This window comes from Ferrovibrio sp. MS7 (assembly GCF_038404985.1).
In the GTDB taxonomy this organism is placed as follows: Bacteria; Pseudomonadota; Alphaproteobacteria; order Ferrovibrionales; family Ferrovibrionaceae; genus Ferrovibrio; species Ferrovibrio plantarum.
The window spans coordinates 1,149,121-1,164,570 of sequence record NZ_JBBKBA010000001.1; the positions used below are offsets into that span (position 1 = coordinate 1,149,121).

Below are 15,450 nucleotides of genomic sequence, written 5' to 3' on the forward strand. Positions count from 1 at the left end.
CTCAGCGCGGCTGGCGGATCAGCAAAACCGCCGGCATCGATGCCACCGCGATCAGCATCAGCAGGCGGAAGCAGTCGTTATAGGCGATCAGCATGGTCTGGCGCGTCACCTCTGCCGCCAGGGCTGCACGGCCCGTATCGGTGGCTGGATTCCACATCTCCGGCAGCCAGCGCACGATGTCGCTGAACGGTGTCACGTGCTGCACCAGGTCGGCCTGCAGCAGACTCTGGTTGCTCGACAACACGAATACCGTGGTCGAGACCAGGATGCTGGAGCCGATATTGCGCAGCAGGCTGTAGAGCGCCGTGCCCTGCGGGCGGTGCTCTGCCGGCAGCGTGCTGAAGCTTAGCGTGGAAAGCGGAATGAAGATCATGCCGAGGCCGAAGCCCTGCAGCAGGCCGGTACTGATGATGTCCGCCATGCCGCTGTTCAAGGTGAAGCCACTCATGCCATGCAGCGACAGCGCGGTGAGGCTGAGGCCGATGAACAGCAGCAGCCGCATGTCGACGCGGTGGATGATGCGGCCCACCAGCATCATCGATACCATGGTGCCGATGCCGCGCGGCATCATCACGGTGCCGACAGTGAGCGCGGGATAGCCGAGCAGGCTTTGCGCGAAGGGCACCAGCAGGGCCAGGGTCGTCACCATGATGCCGGCGGCGACAGCGATGAACAGCAGGCCGGTCACGAGATTGCGGTCGCGGAAGATCGCCGGCTCGATGAAGGGATTGCGCGCGGTGAGGATGTGCACCACGAACAGGTAGGCACCGAGCAGGCTCAGCGCCGCCTCGATGACGATTTCCGGCGAGGAGAACCAGTCGAGCTGCTCGCTGCGGTCCAGCATCAATTGCAGTGCGCCGATGGCCAGGCTCATGGTGGCGAAGCCGAACCAGTCGAGCCGCTTGCCGGGATCAGGCGGCGTTGCCGGCATCACCGCCGAGAGGCCGAGGAAGGTGAGCACGCCGACCGGCAGGTTGATCAGAAACACCCAATGCCAGGAGAAATTATCGGTCAGCCAGCCGCCGAGCGTAGGCCCCAGGATCGGGCCGATCATCACCCCCATGCCCCACAAGGCCATGGCATAGCCGTGGCGCTCGCGCGGGTAGCTGTCCAGCAGCACCGCTTGTGAGAGCGGTACCAGTGGCGCGCCGAACACGCCTTGCAGCAGGCGGAACAACACCATCTGCTCCAGTGAGGTGGCCAGGCCGCACAGCACGGAAGCAATGGTGAAGCCGGCGACGGCAAAGAGAAATACCGGCTTGCGGCCAAAGCGCGCGGTGAGCCAGCCGGTCGGCGGCGTCATGATCGCGGCAGCGACGATATAGGAGGTCAGCACCCAGTTGATCTGGGTCAGGCTGGCGGAAAGCGAGCCCTGCATATAGGGCAGCGCGACATTGGCGATGGTGACATCCAGCGCCTGCATGACCGTCGCGGCCATGACGCAGGCGGTGATTGCCGCCAGACCGGCGGCCTGCTTCTGCGGCGGTGCCGATGCCGCTACAGCCCGGCCCATTGCTTCAGGCTTCGCAGCACATCGCTCAGGCTGCGCTGTCGGCCGCTGTCGATGCTGGCCGTGGCGCTCATGCCGGCGCGCAGCTCCGGTGCGCCGGGTTCAGGCTGCAGCCGGATGCGCACCGGCACGCGCTGCACCACTTTGACCCAGTTGCCGCTGGCATTCTGCGGCGGCAGCAAGGCGAATTCAGCGCCCGAGGCCGGGCTCAGGCTTTCCACCACGCCGCGCCACACGCGGCCGGGATAGGCATCCACTTCCACCGTAACCGCATCGCCCGGCTTGATGGTGCCGAGATCGGTTTCCTTCGGATTGGCTTCCAGCCAAGCGCCGGCGGTGGCAACGATGCTCAGGGCAGGCTGGCCGATTTCGAGATAGCGGCCTGTGCGCACGGCATCCAGGTTGGCCAGCGTGCCGGCGGTCGGTGCCGTCACCGTGGTCTGGCGCAGGTCGCGCCCGGCTTTCGCCACTTGGGCCATGGCCTGACGCACGCGCGGATGCTCGTCGGTCGGGCGGTCGGGATTGCCGCCCAGACTGGCCAGCACCGCCTGGGCCTGCTGGCGCAGCACCAGGATACGCTGGCGGGCGACATCCAGGTTGCGCTGCGCATCCTCGAATTTCTGTTGTGTCGCCACGCGGCGTTCGGCCAGATCGCGCTGGCGGTTGAACTCGCGCTCCATATAGGCGAGGTCGGCTTCCGCCTGCTTGATCTCGGCCAGGGCCTGACGGTATTGCGCCCGCGTGGTGGCGATCTCGTTGCGCACCGCATCGAGCTGCGCCTCGGCGCCGGTGAGTACAATGCGATAAGGCTCTGGATCGAGCCGGAACAGCACCTGGCCGGCCCTTACGGTTTCGTTGTCGCGCACCAGCACGGCGCTGACGATGCCGGCGACTTCCGGCGCCAGGTTCAGCTTCTCGGCGCGGATATAGGCGTTGTCGACGGTGATATAGCGGCCGCCTTGCAGATAGAGGTAGCCGGCGATGGCGGCAGCGAGCAGCGGCAGGCCGAGCAGCAGCAGGCGGCGCAGCGCGCCATTGCTGCGGCCGATGCGCCGCGAAGCGGTATCGCCGATCTCGATTGCCTCATCCATTGCCGAGTTCATCCATTGGCCGCATCCTCGGCGTCATTTTGCAGCAGGTTTGCCTTCATCACCTGCAACGCCGCGAGCAGCGTTTCCTGATCCGCCGGGCTGATGCCGGCCAGGGCTTCCTGGCGTACGGCGGCACCCAGCGCGCGCATCTCGGTCAGCACCGGATGGGCGGCGGGAGTTAGATAGAGGCGCCGCGTGCGACGGTCGCGCGGATCGGGCCGTCGCTCCACCAGCCCGTCGCTTTCCAGGCGGTCGAGCAGCCGCACCAGGCTGATCGGCTCGATCTCCAGGATTTCCGCCAGGCCGGCTTGGTGGATGCCTTCGCGGCGCGAGAGATGCGACAGCACCGACCAATGGGCGCGGGTGAAGTCGCGACCGAAGGCACGGGCACGCTGCTCGAACTGCTTGCGGAGCAGGCGGGCTACGTCGTGCATCAGGAAGCCGACATGCTGGTGTGGATTTTCGAGGGGCATTAGGTCCGGAACAAAAATAGATTACATTGTATATAATAAGCTTTATATATGATTCGGCAAGGCTGGAAACAAGCCTAGAAAATCGACTGCCCGTCGGCGTCGTAGAGATGCGAATAGCCCAGCACCAGGCCGAACAGGCCTTCGTGGCGGAAGGGCAGCACCAGATTTTCGATCATGCCCCATTCACGCTGCACCATCATGCGCGGCTTCCCCCGGCGGAAGCTGGGTTCGGCGCTGGCCACCGCCTCGCGGTAGCGTGTGCCCTGCTCGGGGCCGAAATGCGGCCACACCTCATCGACCCACTTGCCCGTCGGGTCGCGGCCATAGGAGCCCGAGATATGGGTGCCGACCAGGCGGTAGCGCAGCCGGTAGGGTTCATGCACTTCGATGGCCCAGAGCCGGGAAAGATGCTTCGGCATCCGGATCGGATCGAAGCGGCGCCAGTCGGGCAGCCGGTCCGGGCCGCGCAATTCCTGCCAGTAATCGAACAGCGCGGCATAATCCTCGCCCCATTCCAGCAGGTCCGAGGCAGTGTGCGGCGTGAAGGGCTCTATGGGTGCGCGCGGCGACATCTACTGCCAAGTAAAGCATCCGGCATGGGCGCTGTCTACCTTAGGTAGCAAACGACCCGTAATGCTTGCGACGTTCCGCCGCGCGGCAATCTGCCGGAAGGGTGGTCCATGGCTTTCAACAGGGTAACATGGTGGAATGAGTGATGCGGCGCGGGTGCCGCGGCAACGCCTGGGGTGAGCCATGGACGTGCTGTTCGATCCGCTGTTTCTGGCGCGGGCGCAATTCGCCTTCACCGTTTCTTTCCACATCGTGTTCCCGGCCTTCACCATCGGGCTGGCCAGCTATCTCGCGGTGCTGGAGGGTCTGTGGCTGCTGACCGGCCGCGATGTCTACCTGCAGGTCTTCCGTTTCTGGCTCAAGATCTTCGCCGTCAGCTTTGCCATGGGGGTCGTCTCCGGCCTGGTGATGAGCTACCAGTTCGGCACCAACTGGTCGGTGTTTTCCGACAAGGCCGGGCCGGTGATCGGTCCGCTGATGGGCTATGAAGTGCTCTCGGCCTTCTTCCTCGAGGCCGGCTTCCTTGGCGTCATGCTGTTTGGCATGAACAAGGTGGGCAAGGGGCTGCACATGTTCGCCACCGGCATGGTCGCCTTCGGCACCTTCCTCTCGGCCTTCTGGATCCTGGCGGTGAATAGCTGGATGCAGACGCCAGCGGGTTACGCCATTGCCGCCAACGGCCAGTATGTGCCAGTCGACTGGCTGGCGGTGATCTTCAATCCCTCTTTCCCCTATCGCCTGGTGCATATGGTGCTGGCGGCCTATCTCACCACCGCCTTCGTGGTCGGCGCGGTCGGCGCCTGGCATCTGCTGAAAGACAAGTCGAACCAGGCGGCGCGCGTCATGTTTTCCATGGCGATGTGGATGGCGGCCATCGTGGCGCCGATCCAGATCGTTGCCGGCGACTTCCATGGCCTCAACACGCTCAAATATCAGCCGGCCAAGGTGGCGGCGATGGAGGGGCATTACGACACCCATCGCGGCGCCCCGCTGATCCTGTTTGGCTGGCCCGACAACGATGCCGCCGAAACCAAATATGCCATCGCCATCCCGAAGCTCGGCAGCCTGATCCTCACGCACGAGTGGGAAGGCGAGGTGAAGGGCCTGAAGGAATTCCCGCGCCAGGATTGGCCGCCGGCGCATGTGGTGTTCTGGAGCTTCCGCATCATGGTCGGGCTTGGACTGTTGATGGCCCTGCTCGGCGGCGTCACGCTGCTTTTGCGCTGGCGCGGCGGGCTTTATGATGCGCCCTGGCTGCACAAGGCCGCACTGCTGATGGGGCCAAGCGGCTTCATCGCCGTGCTCGCCGGCTGGGTCACCACCGAAGTCGGCCGCCAGCCCTATGTGATCTACGGCCTGCTGCGTACGGCGGATGCGGTCTCGCCGATCGGCCTGCCTGGCGTTGCCGCCTCGCTGATCGCCTTCGTCATTGTCTATTTCATCGTGTTTGGCGCCGGCATCTTCTACCTGCTGCGCATGCTGGGCAAACGGCCCGGACCGGACGACCTGCATGCACCGGCTGCGGAAGCACCGATCCGCTCGGCTGGCATCATGCCCGGCCCGGCAATGAGTCAGGCTGATATGAATCAGAATCGGGGAGGCACGCCATGACTCTCGACCTGCCGCTGATCTGGGCCGGCCTGATCGCCGTTGCCATCATCGCCTATGTCATCCTCGATGGCTTCGACCTCGGCGTCGGCATGCTGTTTCCGCTGTTCAAGCGCGAGGATGAACGCGACACACTGATGAATTCCGTCGCCCCGGTCTGGGATGGCAACGAGACCTGGCTGATCCTCGGTGGCGGCGGCCTGCTTGCCGCTTTCCCGTTGGCTTACTCGATTGTGCTGCCGGCACTCTATGCGCCGCTCACCCTGATGTTGCTCGGCCTGATCTTCCGTGGCGTGGCGTTTGAATTCCGCTGGCGCACCGCGCGCTGGAAGCGCGTGTGGGACTACGCCTTCGCCGTCGGCTCGGTGGTGGCGGCCTTCACGCAAGGCATCGCGCTCGGCGGCCTGATCCAGGGCATCAAGGTGGTGGACCGCGCCTATGCCGGCGGCTGGTGGGACTGGCTTTCGCCGTTCAGCCTCGCCACCGGCTTCGCGCTTGCTGCCGGCTACTGTCTGCTCGGTGCCTGCTGGCTGATCATCAAGACCGATGGCGAGATCCAGGCGCGCTGCTACGGCTATGCGCGCTGGCTGGCTATCGTGCTGGTCGGCATGATCGGCATTGTCAGCCTGTGGACGCCGTTCCTCGATGCCAAATTCCTGGCGCGCTGGTTCACCTGGCCGAACATTGCCCTCACCGCGCCGATGCCGCTGCTGGTGCTGGCCGCCGCCTGGGCGCTGTGGCGCGGCCTGCGGGACAAGACGCGCGAAAAGCAGCCCTTCCTGGCGGCTTTGGCCTTGTTCGTGCTGTCCTATATCGGGCTCGGTATCAGTTTCTGGCCGCTGATGGTGCCGCCCAGCATCACCATCTGGGACGCGGCGGCACCCGATATCAGCCTGGGTTTCCTGCTGGTTGGTGCCCTGGTGCTGCTGCCGATCATCCTGGCCTATACCGGCTATGCCTATTGGGTGTTCCGCGGCAAGGTGGACAAGCATGCCGGATACCATTGAAGCGAATAAGCCGCTTGATAAGTCGTGGGGCAAACGGCTGCTATGGTTCGTGGCGTTGTGGGCCGCTGGCGTCTTGAGCGTCGCGGCGGTCGGCGCCCTCATAAAATGGGCACTTAAGAGCTGATTGGAGCCCTCTATGAGCGTCATGCCCGGGCTAGACCCGGGCATCTTTCTCCGCGTCAAGGAGATGCCCGGGTCTAGCCCGGGCATGACGAATTTCCCCAAGTTAATCAGGAGGAAGTCAAAGTAATAGGGCTGGGCTTGCCAATATGATGATGATCATCATATTATGTCCGTCATATTCCCTGGCCCGAGACCGCCATGCCCCGCACCCAAGCTGCCCGCAACACCCGTCCCGCATCCGGTGGGCGCAAGCAGGAGACGCCCGCGCCGAGCAGGCGCAAGCAGGAGAGTCACGAGAAAGTGCTGCGTGCCGCCGCCCGCGCCATTCGTGCCGAGGGGCCGGGCCGTGTCGGCGTGCTGGAGGTGATGCGCGAAGCCGGGCTGACCCATGGCGGCTTCTACGCCCATTTCGCCTCCAAGGACGCGCTGATCGCCGAAGCCATCGCCTGGATGTTCGCCAGCGCGCGTGCCAAGCGCGAGGCGCGCGCCGCGCTGGACCCGGATAGCGACACGCTGGATGCCTGGATCGAGAGTTACGTCTCGCGCCGCCACCGCGACGATCCCGGCAGCGGCTGTCCGCTCACCGCCTTGATCAGCCATATGCCGCATGCTTCGCCCGAGGCGCGCGCCGCTTTCGATGCCGGCCTTGCCAACATGGCCGGACGCGTCGCCGGCAAACTGAAAGGCAGCGAGGCGAAGCGCCGCCAGCAGGCCCTGGCGTTGATCGCGCAGATGGCCGGCGCGGTGGCGTTGTCACGCGCGGTCAGCGATCCGGCACTTTCGGACAGCATTCTCGATTCAGCGCGCACGGAACTGCGCCAGAAGGTGGCGTAATGCCAGAAAGTAGTGTCATGACTGCGCAACAGAAGATTGCCAAGCCGGCCAAGGCGCCGCTGGTCGGCGAGAAGCTGCTCACCACACCGATCCTCTCGACCCTGTTGTCGCTCACCATCCCCAATACCATCGCCATGCTGGCGACGGCGTTGGCGGCGGTTGCCGAAACCGCCTATGTCGGCCGCCTCGGCGTCGAGCCGCTGGCGGCAATGGCACTGGCTTTCCCAATGGTGATGCTGATGCAGATGATGTCGGCCGGTGCCATGGGCGGCGGTGTCTCTTCCGCCGTCAGCCGCGCCATCGGTGCCGGCGATATTCCGCGTGCCAACGCGCTGGCGCTGCATGCCATCGCCATCGCGGTGATCGCGGCGGCCTGTTTCACGCTGTTCTTCTTAACATTAGGCCCGGCGATCTACCGTCTGCTCGGCGGCAGCGGCGGCGCGCTGCAGCAGGCAGTGATCTATTCCAACATGCTGTTCGCCGGGGCGCTGGCGATCTGGCTGTTCAATACGCTTGCCTCGGTGCTGCGCGGTACCGGCAACATGGCGATGCCATCGCTGCTCGGGCTGCTGCTGGCCGGTTTCCAGGTGCTGCTTGGCGGTTTCCTCGGGCTTGGCTTCGGCGGTTTCGAGGGCATCGGCATCATCGGCCTTGCCATCGCCCAGGTGGCGGCCTTCGGCCTCGCGGCATTGGTGCTGCTCTGGTATCTGATTTCCGGCCGCTCGCGGCTGGTGCTGCGCTTCAGCGGGGTACCGTTTCAGCGCGCCATGTTCCTCGATATTCTCAAGGTCGGCGCGGTGTCCTGCCTGTCGCCGCTGCAATCGGTGCTTACCGTGCTGATCTTCACCGGCCTGGTGGCGCGCTTCGGCACCGAGGCGCTGGCTGGCTATGGTATCGGCGCGCGACTGGAATTCCTGCTGGTGCCGATTGCCTTCTCGGTTGGTGTTGCCAGCGTGCCGATGGTCGGCATGGCGGTCGGCGCCGGGGCCATTGCCCGCGCGCGGCGCGTCGCCTGGACTGCGGGTGCAGTCGCGGCCACGGCGCTCGGTCTGATCGGCCTGGTAGTGGTGATCGCGCCGGAAAGCTGGTCCGGCCTGTTCACGCGCGATCCGGCGGTGCTGGAAGCGGCGCGGCAGTATCTCACCGCTGCGGGCTTCGGCTTCCCATTCTTCGGCGTCGGCCTGTGCCTCTATTTCGCCTCGCAGGGTGCCGGCCGCATCGTCGGCCCGGTGCTGACAGCGACGATCCGCCTGGTGCTGGTGGCGGCGGGCGGCTGGTGGCTGACCCAGATCGGTGCCCCGGTCTGGACGCTGTTCGCACTGGCCGGCGTGGCGATGGCGGCTTATGGCCTCGCCACCGCCGCCACCGTCTATTTCACCGATTGGTCGAAGAAGTAAGTATCACTTGCCCTGGAAAGCCGGCTTGCGCTTGCCCTTGAAGGCGGCAATCCCTTCGGCGATGTCGTCGCTGCCGAAAGCCATGGTCTGCGCCGAGGCTTCGCTTTCCAGGAAACCTTCCAGCGGCAGGTTATAGGCGCGCTGCAGCAGGCCCTTGGCCAGGCCATAGCTGGCGGTGGGGCCGGCGGCGAGCTGTTCGGCCAGCTTCATGGCTTCTTCCATCAGCTTGTCGGCGGCTATCACGCGCGTCACCAGGCCGATGCGCAAAGCCTCCTCGGCATCCACATCGCGGTTGGAGAACAGGATTTCCTTCGCCCGCAGCATGCCGACGGCGCGCGGCAGGGTGTAGGCAAGGCCGAGATCGGGCACGGCGGCGATGCCGAAGAAACCGGCGCGGAACCGCGCTTCCGTGGAGGCCAGCACATAATCGCCGGTCAGCGCCAGGGCGAAGCCGGCGCCGGCGGCAGCGCCGTTCAGTGCCGTGATCACTGGCTTGCGCGCATTCAGCAGCGGCAGCAGCCAGTTGTAATTGCTGCGCATGCGGGCCTGGCTGCGGAGCGTGCCGCGCTCATCCATGGCGCGGATATCGCCGCCGGCACAGAAGGCGCGGTCGGTGCCGGTGATCAGCAGGCAGCGCACGGCATCGTCTTCCAGCAGTCCCGGCAGATGCCGGTTCAGCCCGGCCTTGATGGTCGGCGACAGCGCATTCATGGATTTCGGCTCGTTCAGCCGCAGCACAGCCACGGCCCCATGGCGTTCCAGCACCACGGCGTCAGTCGTTCCCGGCTCGCTCATCGCCGCACCCTCCCCAGGGATCATATTGAACTTGCGAAGTGACATTTCATTATGCGAAATTGTGGGGCAAGGAACAATGGTCCTCTAGGGAGGGATTCGTATGCTGCGGCTGACCGCCTCGCTGCACCGCGCGGTGCAGATCCGGCCGGCGCATCCTGCGGTGATTTTCGGCGACAGGCGCTGGACCTGGACCCAATTCACCGACCGCGTCGCCAGGCTCGCCGCCGTGCTGCGGCAACTCGGCCTCAAGCCCGGCGACCGTGTCGCCATGCTGGCGCATTCCAGCGACCGCTACCTGGAATTCTACTACGGCACGATGTGGGCCGGCGGCGTCATCGTGCCGGTCTCGACCCGTTATGCCCTGCCCGAAACCGCCTTCCTGCTGAACGATAGCGGCGCCGAAATCCTGCTGGTGGATGATGAATTCGCAAGCCAGGTGCCGGCCCTGAAGCCGCTGGCGCCAGGGCTGCGCCATGTCCTCTTCACTGGCGAGGGCGCGCTGCCTGACGGCTTGCTGGAGTATGAGGCGCTGCTGCGGGCCGCCAGCCCCTGCGAGGATGCCAGGCGTGGCGGCGATGATCTGGCGGTACTGTTCTATACCGGCGGCACCACCGGGCGGTCCAAGGGCGTGATGCTCAGCCACGCCAACATGCATATCAATTCCTACAACTCGATCATCCATTGCCGCTTGCGCGATGTGGTCGGCCTGCATGCCGGGCCGCTCTACCATGCCGCCGCCGGCAGCCGGGTCTTTACCAATTCCATTCTTGCCGGCACCCATGTGGTTATCCCGCGCTTCAGCGTCACGGCTTTGCTCGAAGCCCTGCACAATCACCGCATCACCATGGTCTCGATGGTGCCGACCATGCTGACCATGGTGCTGAATGAGCCGACACTGGACCGCTACGATCTTTCGGCCCTGGAACTGATCGGCTATGGCGGCGCGCCGATGCCGCCGGCGACCTTGGAGGCGCTGATGCGCCGCCTGCCGCATGTGCGCTTCTCCCAGGCCTATGGCATGACTGAACTCTCGCCGGCCTGCACCTATCTCGATCCCCAGGATCACACGCTCGACCCGAAGGTGGCGCATCGCCTGGCGTCGGGCGGGCGCGCGGCGCTGGGCCTTGATGTCCGCATCGTCGACCCGGAGGACCGTGAAGTGCCGCGCGGCCAGATCGGCGAAATCGCCGTGGCCGGCGCCACAGTGATGCTCGGCTACTGGCGGCAGCCGGAGCTGACGGCACAGGCGATCCGCAACGGCTACATGCATACCGGCGATCTCGGCTACATGGATGCGGACGGCTATGTCTATGTCATGGACCGGCTGAAGGACATGATCGTGTCTGGCGGCGAGAACGTCTACACGGTGGAAGTCGAGAACGCGATCCTCAAGCATCCGGCGGTGCGCGAATGCGCGGTGTTTGGCATCCCGCATGAACTCTGGGGCGAGGCGGTGCATGCCGCCGTGTCGCTGAAAGATGGTGCCAGCGCTTCCGCCGAAGACCTGATCGAGCATTGCCGGCAGCATATCGGCGGCTTCAAGATTCCGCGCAGCGTCGAATTCCGCAGCAGTTTCCCGCTTTCGGCGGCGAACAAGATTCTGAAATCCGAATTGCGCAAGCCCTTCTGGGATGGGCGCGCGCGCTCAGTCAATTAATAGTGGCTGTGAATTAGAACGGGAGTATCGGCGTGCATCAGGGCATTGTCAGCGGCAGGCAGAACCGCACCGACGCGGAAGTGGAAGCGCGGGTGCAGCGCATGGCCGGCGGCTTCAAGGCGCTGGGTATCGGACAGGGCGATTGCGTCGCCATCCTGATGCGCAACGACATTGCCTTCTTGGAAGTGACCTATGGCATCATGCGGCTGGGCGCCTATGCGGTGCCGGTCAACTGGCATTTCAAGCCCGAGGAAATCGCCTATGTGCTGCAGGATAGCGGCGCCAAGGCGTTGATCGGCCATGCCGACCTGCTGAACAAGCTTCGCGCCCATGTGGCGCCCGATGTGTTGGCTGGCCGCCTGCTGCTCTCGGCGCCACCGCCGGAGGAAGTGGTTGCCGCCTATAAGCTGGCGCCGGCGGATTGCGCAGCACCCTCTGGTATTCTCGATCTTGAATCCTGGCTCACCACACAGCCGGTTTACGATGGCCCTAACCTGCCGGCGCCGCAGAGCATGATCTATACGTCTGGCACCACTGGCGCGCCCAAGGGCGTGCGCCGCATGGCGCCGACGCCGGCCGAGGAAAAAGCCACCACCGCGATGCGGGCGCTGATCTATGGCGTGAAGCCCGGCGTGCGCGCGCTGCTGCCGGGGCCGCTCTATCACTCGGCGCCCAATGCCTTCGCGGTACGCGCTGGCCGGCTCGGCGGCGTACTGGTGCTGCAATCGCGCTTCGACCCGGAGGAATTCCTGCGGCTGGTGCAGGACGAGCGCCTGGACACGGCGTTCATGGTCCCGACCATGTTCGTGCGGCTGCTCAAGCTGCCTGAAGAGACGCGGCACAAATACGATATCTCGTCGCTGAAATTCATCATCCATGCCGCCGCGCCCTGTCCGCCGGAAATGAAGACGGCGATGATCCGCTGGTGGGGCCCGATCATCCATGAATTTTATGGCGGCACCGAAACCGGCCCGGTCAGCTTCGCCTTGCCCGAGGATGCACTGAAAAAGCCCGGCACCGTGGGCCGCGCTTCGCCGGGGGCGGAAATCCGCATTGTCGATGACCAGCTTAATGCCCTGCCGACCGGCAGCATCGGCGAAATCTATGCCCGCATCGAGGGCTATCCCGATTTCACCTACCACAACAAGCCGGAAAAGCGCGCTGAGGTCGATCTCGATGGCCTCGTCACCTGCGGCGATGTCGGCTACCTGGATGAAGATGGCTATCTGTTCATCTGCGACCGCAAGCGCGACATGGTGATTTCCGGCGGCGTGAATATCTATCCGGCCGAGATCGAGGCGGTGCTGGTTGGCCTTGAGGGGGTGCAGGATTGCGCCGTGTTCGGTATCCCGGACACGGAATTCGGCGAAAGCCTGCTGGCGGTAGTGGAGCCGCGTCCGGGCGTGACGCTGGATATCACCGCGCTGCGCCAGGAATTGGCGAAGCATCTGGCGGATTACAAGGTGCCGCGCCGCATCGAGATCGGCGCCAACCTGCCGCGCGAGGATTCCGGCAAGATCTTTAAGCGCCGCCTCCGCGATCCCTATTGGGAAGCGGCCGGCCGGAAGATTTGAGCGTTGTTACAAGCCTCGTCATGCCCGGGCTTGACCCGGGCATCTCGCTCCGGTTGGCCTGAGATCGCCGGGTCAAGCCCGGCGATGACGTCTAGATAAAAAAAGCCCGGGGCATGCCCCGGGCTTTTAGCGTCGTGTTATCCGCTCATTCAGCCGTCGTAGCGGCCGACAATCGAGATCGAGCAGACATTCTGGTGCGGGAAGCCGCCCAGGTTATGCGTCAGGCCGAGGCGCGGCACCTGCTTGCGCTGGCGTTCGCCGGCGCGGCCCAGCATCTGCAGATACATCTCGTAGATCATGCGCAGGCCCGAGGCGCCGATCGGGTGGCCGAAGCATTTCAGGCCGCCATCGATCTGGCAGGGGATGCTGCCATCAGCGTCATAGAAGCCGTCCAGCACGTCGCGGATGGCAGTGCCTTCCGCCGAGATATGAAGGTCTTCCATGGTCACCAACTCGGTGATCGAGAAGCAGTCATGCACCTCGATCAGGCTGATCTCGTCGCGCGGCTTCTCGATGCCGGCTTCCTGGTAGGCGCGCTTGGCGGCGATGCGGGTGGTGGCGAAATAGCTGCCATCCCAGGAATTATGCTGCGCTTCCTGGCCGTTGGAGACCGAAAGCTGCAGCGCCTTCACGGTGATCAGGTCGGTCTTGCCCAAGCTGCGGGCGATTTCCGGCGTGGTGACGATGGCGCAGGCGGCGCCGTCCGACACGCCGCAGCAATCGAACAGGCCGAGCGGCTCGGCGATCATGGGCGCGTTGAGCACGGTATCCAGCGTGATCTTGTTGCGCAGATGCGCCTTCGGATTCTTGGCGCCGTTGTCGTGGCTCTTGACCGAGATATGCGCCATGGCGCGCTTCAGATCTTCGGGCGAGGAGCCATGCTTGGCGCGGTAGGCGGCGGCGAGTTGGGCGAAGCTGCCGGGCGCCGAGAGATTCGGCCAGGTCTGGTTGTTCAGTGTGCCACGGGTGCGCTGCGGCAGACCGCCATAGCCGGTATCCTTCAGCTTCTCGACACCGAGCGCGAGCGCGATATCGGCGGCGCCCGAGGCGACAGCATAGACCGCGCCGCGGAAAGCTTCGGTGCCAGAGGCGCAGAAGTTTTCCACCCGCGTCACCGGGATGAAGGGCAGGCGCAGGCCAACAGCCAGCGGCACGGCGGACTTGCCGACATGCTGTTCCTCGATAGCGGTGCCGAGCCAGGCGGCATCGATCTGCTTGGTCTCGATGCCGGAATCCTGCAAAGCCTCGGCATAGGCCTCGACCATCAGGTCATGTGCCTCCATGTCCCAGCGCTCGCCGAACTTCGAGCAACCCATACCCAGAATGGCGACCTTGTCGCGAATACCCTTCGGCATGATTAACTCCCCTGCGCTGCTGCGGTGGGTGCAGCTTTCCAGAAATAGCGGCGGAAGCCGCGTTGCTGATCGATATCCTTGATGCGGAACATCATCTGCATCGACTGGCCGACGGCAAGCGCGTTGGCATCGATGTCGGTGAAATCCATCATCCAGCGGCCGCCTTCATCGAACTGGATCATGCCGTAGCAGGCTGGCGGATCCGGCGAGTAGGTGAGGCGGTCGGCGGTATAGGAGTTGATGCGGCCGATCTTGTCGGCGAAGGCATGTGGCTGCTGGCTGTCGATGGCGTTGCAATTCGGATTGACGCAGATGCGGCTGATCGGGAATTGCAGCGTGCCGCAGCGTTTGCATTCGCCGCCCATGAAGCTGGTCAGCGCGGCGCGGTTGCGCCACAGCGAAGAGAGCGGCGTTTCCTTATCCACCTCGGCACGCTTGCCGCGATCCAGTTCCATATTGTCGTTGAAGGCGAGGAACTTGGTGTAGTTGGTCTCCGGCTGGCGGCGGGCCAGATGGCCCTTCACGCCGAGTCGCGCCGGCAGCTTGGGCAGCGCCGGCGTCACCTGGAACAGCAACGCATCGGCGCCCTGGCCGAAGCCCACCACCAGGATCAGGTCGCCGGGCTTGGCCTCCTCGAAGGCGGCTGCCAGCATCAGCAAAGGATGCGCCGTGCCGGTTTCGCCGCACACGCTATGCAAATTGTCGCGCACGGCGGCATCGGCAATGCCGGCCGCCTTGGCCATGGCATTGGCGAGTTTCGGCAGCACGGCCGGCATGCAGAAATGCGTCACCTCGGCGGCAGACTTGCCGGCCTGCTCCAGGCAGCGCTTGATCACCGGCGGCACGATCCGGGCATAGCCGGCATCGCGGATCCAGCGTTCTTCCCAGCCGTAATCGCCGTCCGAATCGGCGCTGCGGAAGTGATCGACGAAATCCGCCGAGCGGGTGGCGGCGCCGAGCAGCAGGGCGATGGGGTCGCCCTCGCCGATCAGCAGAGCGGCGGCGCCGTCGCCAGACGACATCTCCACCGGGCCGGCCGGCTTGGCTTCGCGCTTCTCGGCGCCGACGATCAGCACGTCCTCGCGGCCCTGCAAAGCTTGCAGCAAGGCCGTGGTGGCGGCGCGCTGGGTGCCGGAGACATCCTGCGAGCCGATTTCCTCGCCCAGATTCAGTGCCTCGGCGACCAGGCTGGCATTGAGGCGGTCGAGGAAGGGAAAGGTGGTGGAGGCGAAGCGCAGTGACTTCACGCTGGCACGGCTGCGGCCCTTCAGGGCGTCGCGGCCGGCTTCCACCGCCATGGTCACCGGGTCTTCATCCCAGTTGCAGATGGCGCGCTCGCCCTTGGCCTGGGATTTCAGTGCCGGATTGAACCAGCTATTGGCATCGGCGATGGATTTCCGCGCCAGCCGCAGCCGGGGGATATAGGCGCCGAAACTGAGAATACCGTAACTCATTG

The 15,450-nt window shown here is 64.9% G+C and carries 13 protein-coding genes; 6 read left to right on the top strand and 7 right to left on the bottom strand.

The window, feature by feature from the left end:
* Window position 1: 1 nt before the first annotated feature.
* The 4 genes from V6B08_RS05585 to V6B08_RS05600 form a co-directional block, all read right to left on the bottom strand.
* Window positions 2-1,513 carry a DHA2 family efflux MFS transporter permease subunit gene (locus V6B08_RS05585; protein WP_341978738.1) on the bottom strand — a complete coding sequence of 504 codons (1,512 nt, stop codon included), beginning with the start codon at window positions 1,511-1,513 and terminating at the stop codon, window positions 2-4.
* The gene (locus tag V6B08_RS05590; RefSeq protein WP_341978739.1) at window positions 1,498-2,601 is read right to left on the bottom strand and encodes an HlyD family secretion protein; all 1,104 of its coding nucleotides are present in this window, start codon (window positions 2,599-2,601) and stop codon (window positions 1,498-1,500) included. Before V6B08_RS05590 ends, V6B08_RS05585 begins: the two co-directional genes overlap by 16 nt.
* Window positions 2,602-2,609: 8 nt before the next feature.
* Window positions 2,610-3,035 carry a MarR family winged helix-turn-helix transcriptional regulator gene (locus tag V6B08_RS05595; protein ID WP_341978740.1) on the bottom strand — a complete coding sequence of 142 codons (426 nt, stop codon included), beginning with the start codon at window positions 3,033-3,035 and terminating at the stop codon, window positions 2,610-2,612.
* 113 nt (window positions 3,036-3,148) lie between these two features.
* The gene (locus V6B08_RS05600; protein ID WP_341978741.1) at window positions 3,149-3,646 is read right to left on the bottom strand and encodes a PAS domain-containing protein; all 498 of its coding nucleotides are present in this window, start codon (window positions 3,644-3,646) and stop codon (window positions 3,149-3,151) included.
* 181 nt (window positions 3,647-3,827) lie between these two features.
* On the opposite strand from V6B08_RS05600, the gene V6B08_RS05605 reads away from it, so the two are divergent.
* The 4 genes from V6B08_RS05605 (at window position 3,828) to V6B08_RS05620 (ending at window position 8,613) form a co-directional block, all read left to right on the top strand.
* Window positions 3,828-5,255, top strand: coding sequence for a cytochrome ubiquinol oxidase subunit I (locus V6B08_RS05605; RefSeq protein ID WP_341978742.1), 1,428 nt, complete (start codon window positions 3,828-3,830; stop codon window positions 5,253-5,255).
* Entirely contained in the window at window positions 5,252-6,259 is a 1,008-nt protein-coding gene (cydB, locus tag V6B08_RS05610; RefSeq protein ID WP_341978743.1) for a cytochrome d ubiquinol oxidase subunit II, read from the top strand. Before V6B08_RS05605 ends, cydB begins: the two co-directional genes overlap by 4 nt.
* A gap of 321 nt (window positions 6,260-6,580) precedes the next feature.
* The gene (locus V6B08_RS05615) at window positions 6,581-7,216 is read left to right on the top strand and encodes a TetR/AcrR family transcriptional regulator (protein ID WP_341978744.1); all 636 of its coding nucleotides are present in this window, start codon (window positions 6,581-6,583) and stop codon (window positions 7,214-7,216) included.
* Between the two features lie 17 nt (window positions 7,217-7,233).
* A complete protein-coding gene (locus tag V6B08_RS05620; RefSeq protein WP_341978745.1) occupies window positions 7,234-8,613 on the top strand; it encodes an MATE family efflux transporter in 1,380 nt (459 codons plus the stop codon).
* Window positions 8,614-8,616: 3 nt separating this feature from the next.
* Here V6B08_RS05620 and V6B08_RS05625 read toward each other — a convergent pair whose 3' ends face one another.
* Entirely contained in the window at window positions 8,617-9,408 is a 792-nt protein-coding gene (locus tag V6B08_RS05625; RefSeq protein WP_341978746.1) for an enoyl-CoA hydratase/isomerase family protein, read from the bottom strand.
* 100 nt (window positions 9,409-9,508) lie between these two features.
* Here V6B08_RS05625 and V6B08_RS05630 point away from each other — a divergent pair, with 100 nt between their 5' ends.
* The gene (locus tag V6B08_RS05630; protein WP_341978747.1) at window positions 9,509-11,065 is read left to right on the top strand and encodes a long-chain-fatty-acid--CoA ligase; all 1,557 of its coding nucleotides are present in this window, start codon (window positions 9,509-9,511) and stop codon (window positions 11,063-11,065) included.
* A gap of 32 nt (window positions 11,066-11,097) precedes the next feature.
* A complete protein-coding gene (locus V6B08_RS05635) occupies window positions 11,098-12,639 on the top strand; it encodes an acyl-CoA synthetase (RefSeq protein WP_341978748.1) in 1,542 nt (513 codons plus the stop codon).
* A gap of 149 nt (window positions 12,640-12,788) precedes the next feature.
* On the opposite strand, the gene V6B08_RS05640 is transcribed toward V6B08_RS05635, so the two are convergent.
* Window positions 12,789-13,994, bottom strand: a complete 1,206-nt coding sequence (locus V6B08_RS05640) for an acetyl-CoA acetyltransferase (RefSeq protein ID WP_341978749.1) — start codon at window positions 13,992-13,994, stop codon at window positions 12,789-12,791.
* 2 nt (window positions 13,995-13,996) lie between these two features.
* Complete coding sequence (locus tag V6B08_RS05645; protein WP_341978750.1) at window positions 13,997-15,448, bottom strand: 3-oxoacyl-[acyl-carrier-protein] synthase III C-terminal domain-containing protein; 1,452 nt, start codon at window positions 15,446-15,448, stop codon at window positions 13,997-13,999.
* Window positions 15,449-15,450: the final 2 nt, after the last annotated feature.

What these genes read in the sequence shown, in the direction of transcription:
- V6B08_RS05620 (WP_341978745.1), top strand. Translation starts at nt 7,234, where the DNA reads ATGACTGCGCAACAGAAGATTGCCAAGCCGGCCAAGGCGCCGCTGGTC.
- V6B08_RS05605 (WP_341978742.1), top strand. Translation starts at nt 3,828, where the DNA reads ATGGACGTGCTGTTCGATCCGCTGTTTCTGGCGCGGGCGCAATTCGCC.
- V6B08_RS05625 (WP_341978746.1), bottom strand. Translation starts at nt 9,408, where the DNA reads ATGAGCGAGCCGGGAACGACTGACGCCGTGGTGCTGGAACGCCATGGG.
- V6B08_RS05590 (WP_341978739.1), bottom strand. Translation starts at nt 2,601, where the DNA reads ATGGATGAGGCAATCGAGATCGGCGATACCGCTTCGCGGCGCATCGGC.
- V6B08_RS05585 (WP_341978738.1), bottom strand. Translation starts at nt 1,513, where the DNA reads ATGGGCCGGGCTGTAGCGGCATCGGCACCGCCGCAGAAGCAGGCCGCC.
- V6B08_RS05595 (WP_341978740.1), bottom strand. Translation starts at nt 3,035, where the DNA reads ATGCACGACGTAGCCCGCCTGCTCCGCAAGCAGTTCGAGCAGCGTGCC.
- V6B08_RS05630 (WP_341978747.1), top strand. Translation starts at nt 9,509, where the DNA reads ATGCTGCGGCTGACCGCCTCGCTGCACCGCGCGGTGCAGATCCGGCCG.
- cydB (WP_341978743.1), top strand. Translation starts at nt 5,252, where the DNA reads ATGACTCTCGACCTGCCGCTGATCTGGGCCGGCCTGATCGCCGTTGCC.
- V6B08_RS05615 (WP_341978744.1), top strand. Translation starts at nt 6,581, where the DNA reads ATGCCCCGCACCCAAGCTGCCCGCAACACCCGTCCCGCATCCGGTGGG.
- V6B08_RS05645 (WP_341978750.1), bottom strand. Translation starts at nt 15,448, where the DNA reads ATGAGTTACGGTATTCTCAGTTTCGGCGCCTATATCCCCCGGCTGCGG.
- V6B08_RS05640 (WP_341978749.1), bottom strand. Translation starts at nt 13,994, where the DNA reads ATGCCGAAGGGTATTCGCGACAAGGTCGCCATTCTGGGTATGGGTTGC.
- V6B08_RS05600 (WP_341978741.1), bottom strand. Translation starts at nt 3,646, where the DNA reads ATGTCGCCGCGCGCACCCATAGAGCCCTTCACGCCGCACACTGCCTCG.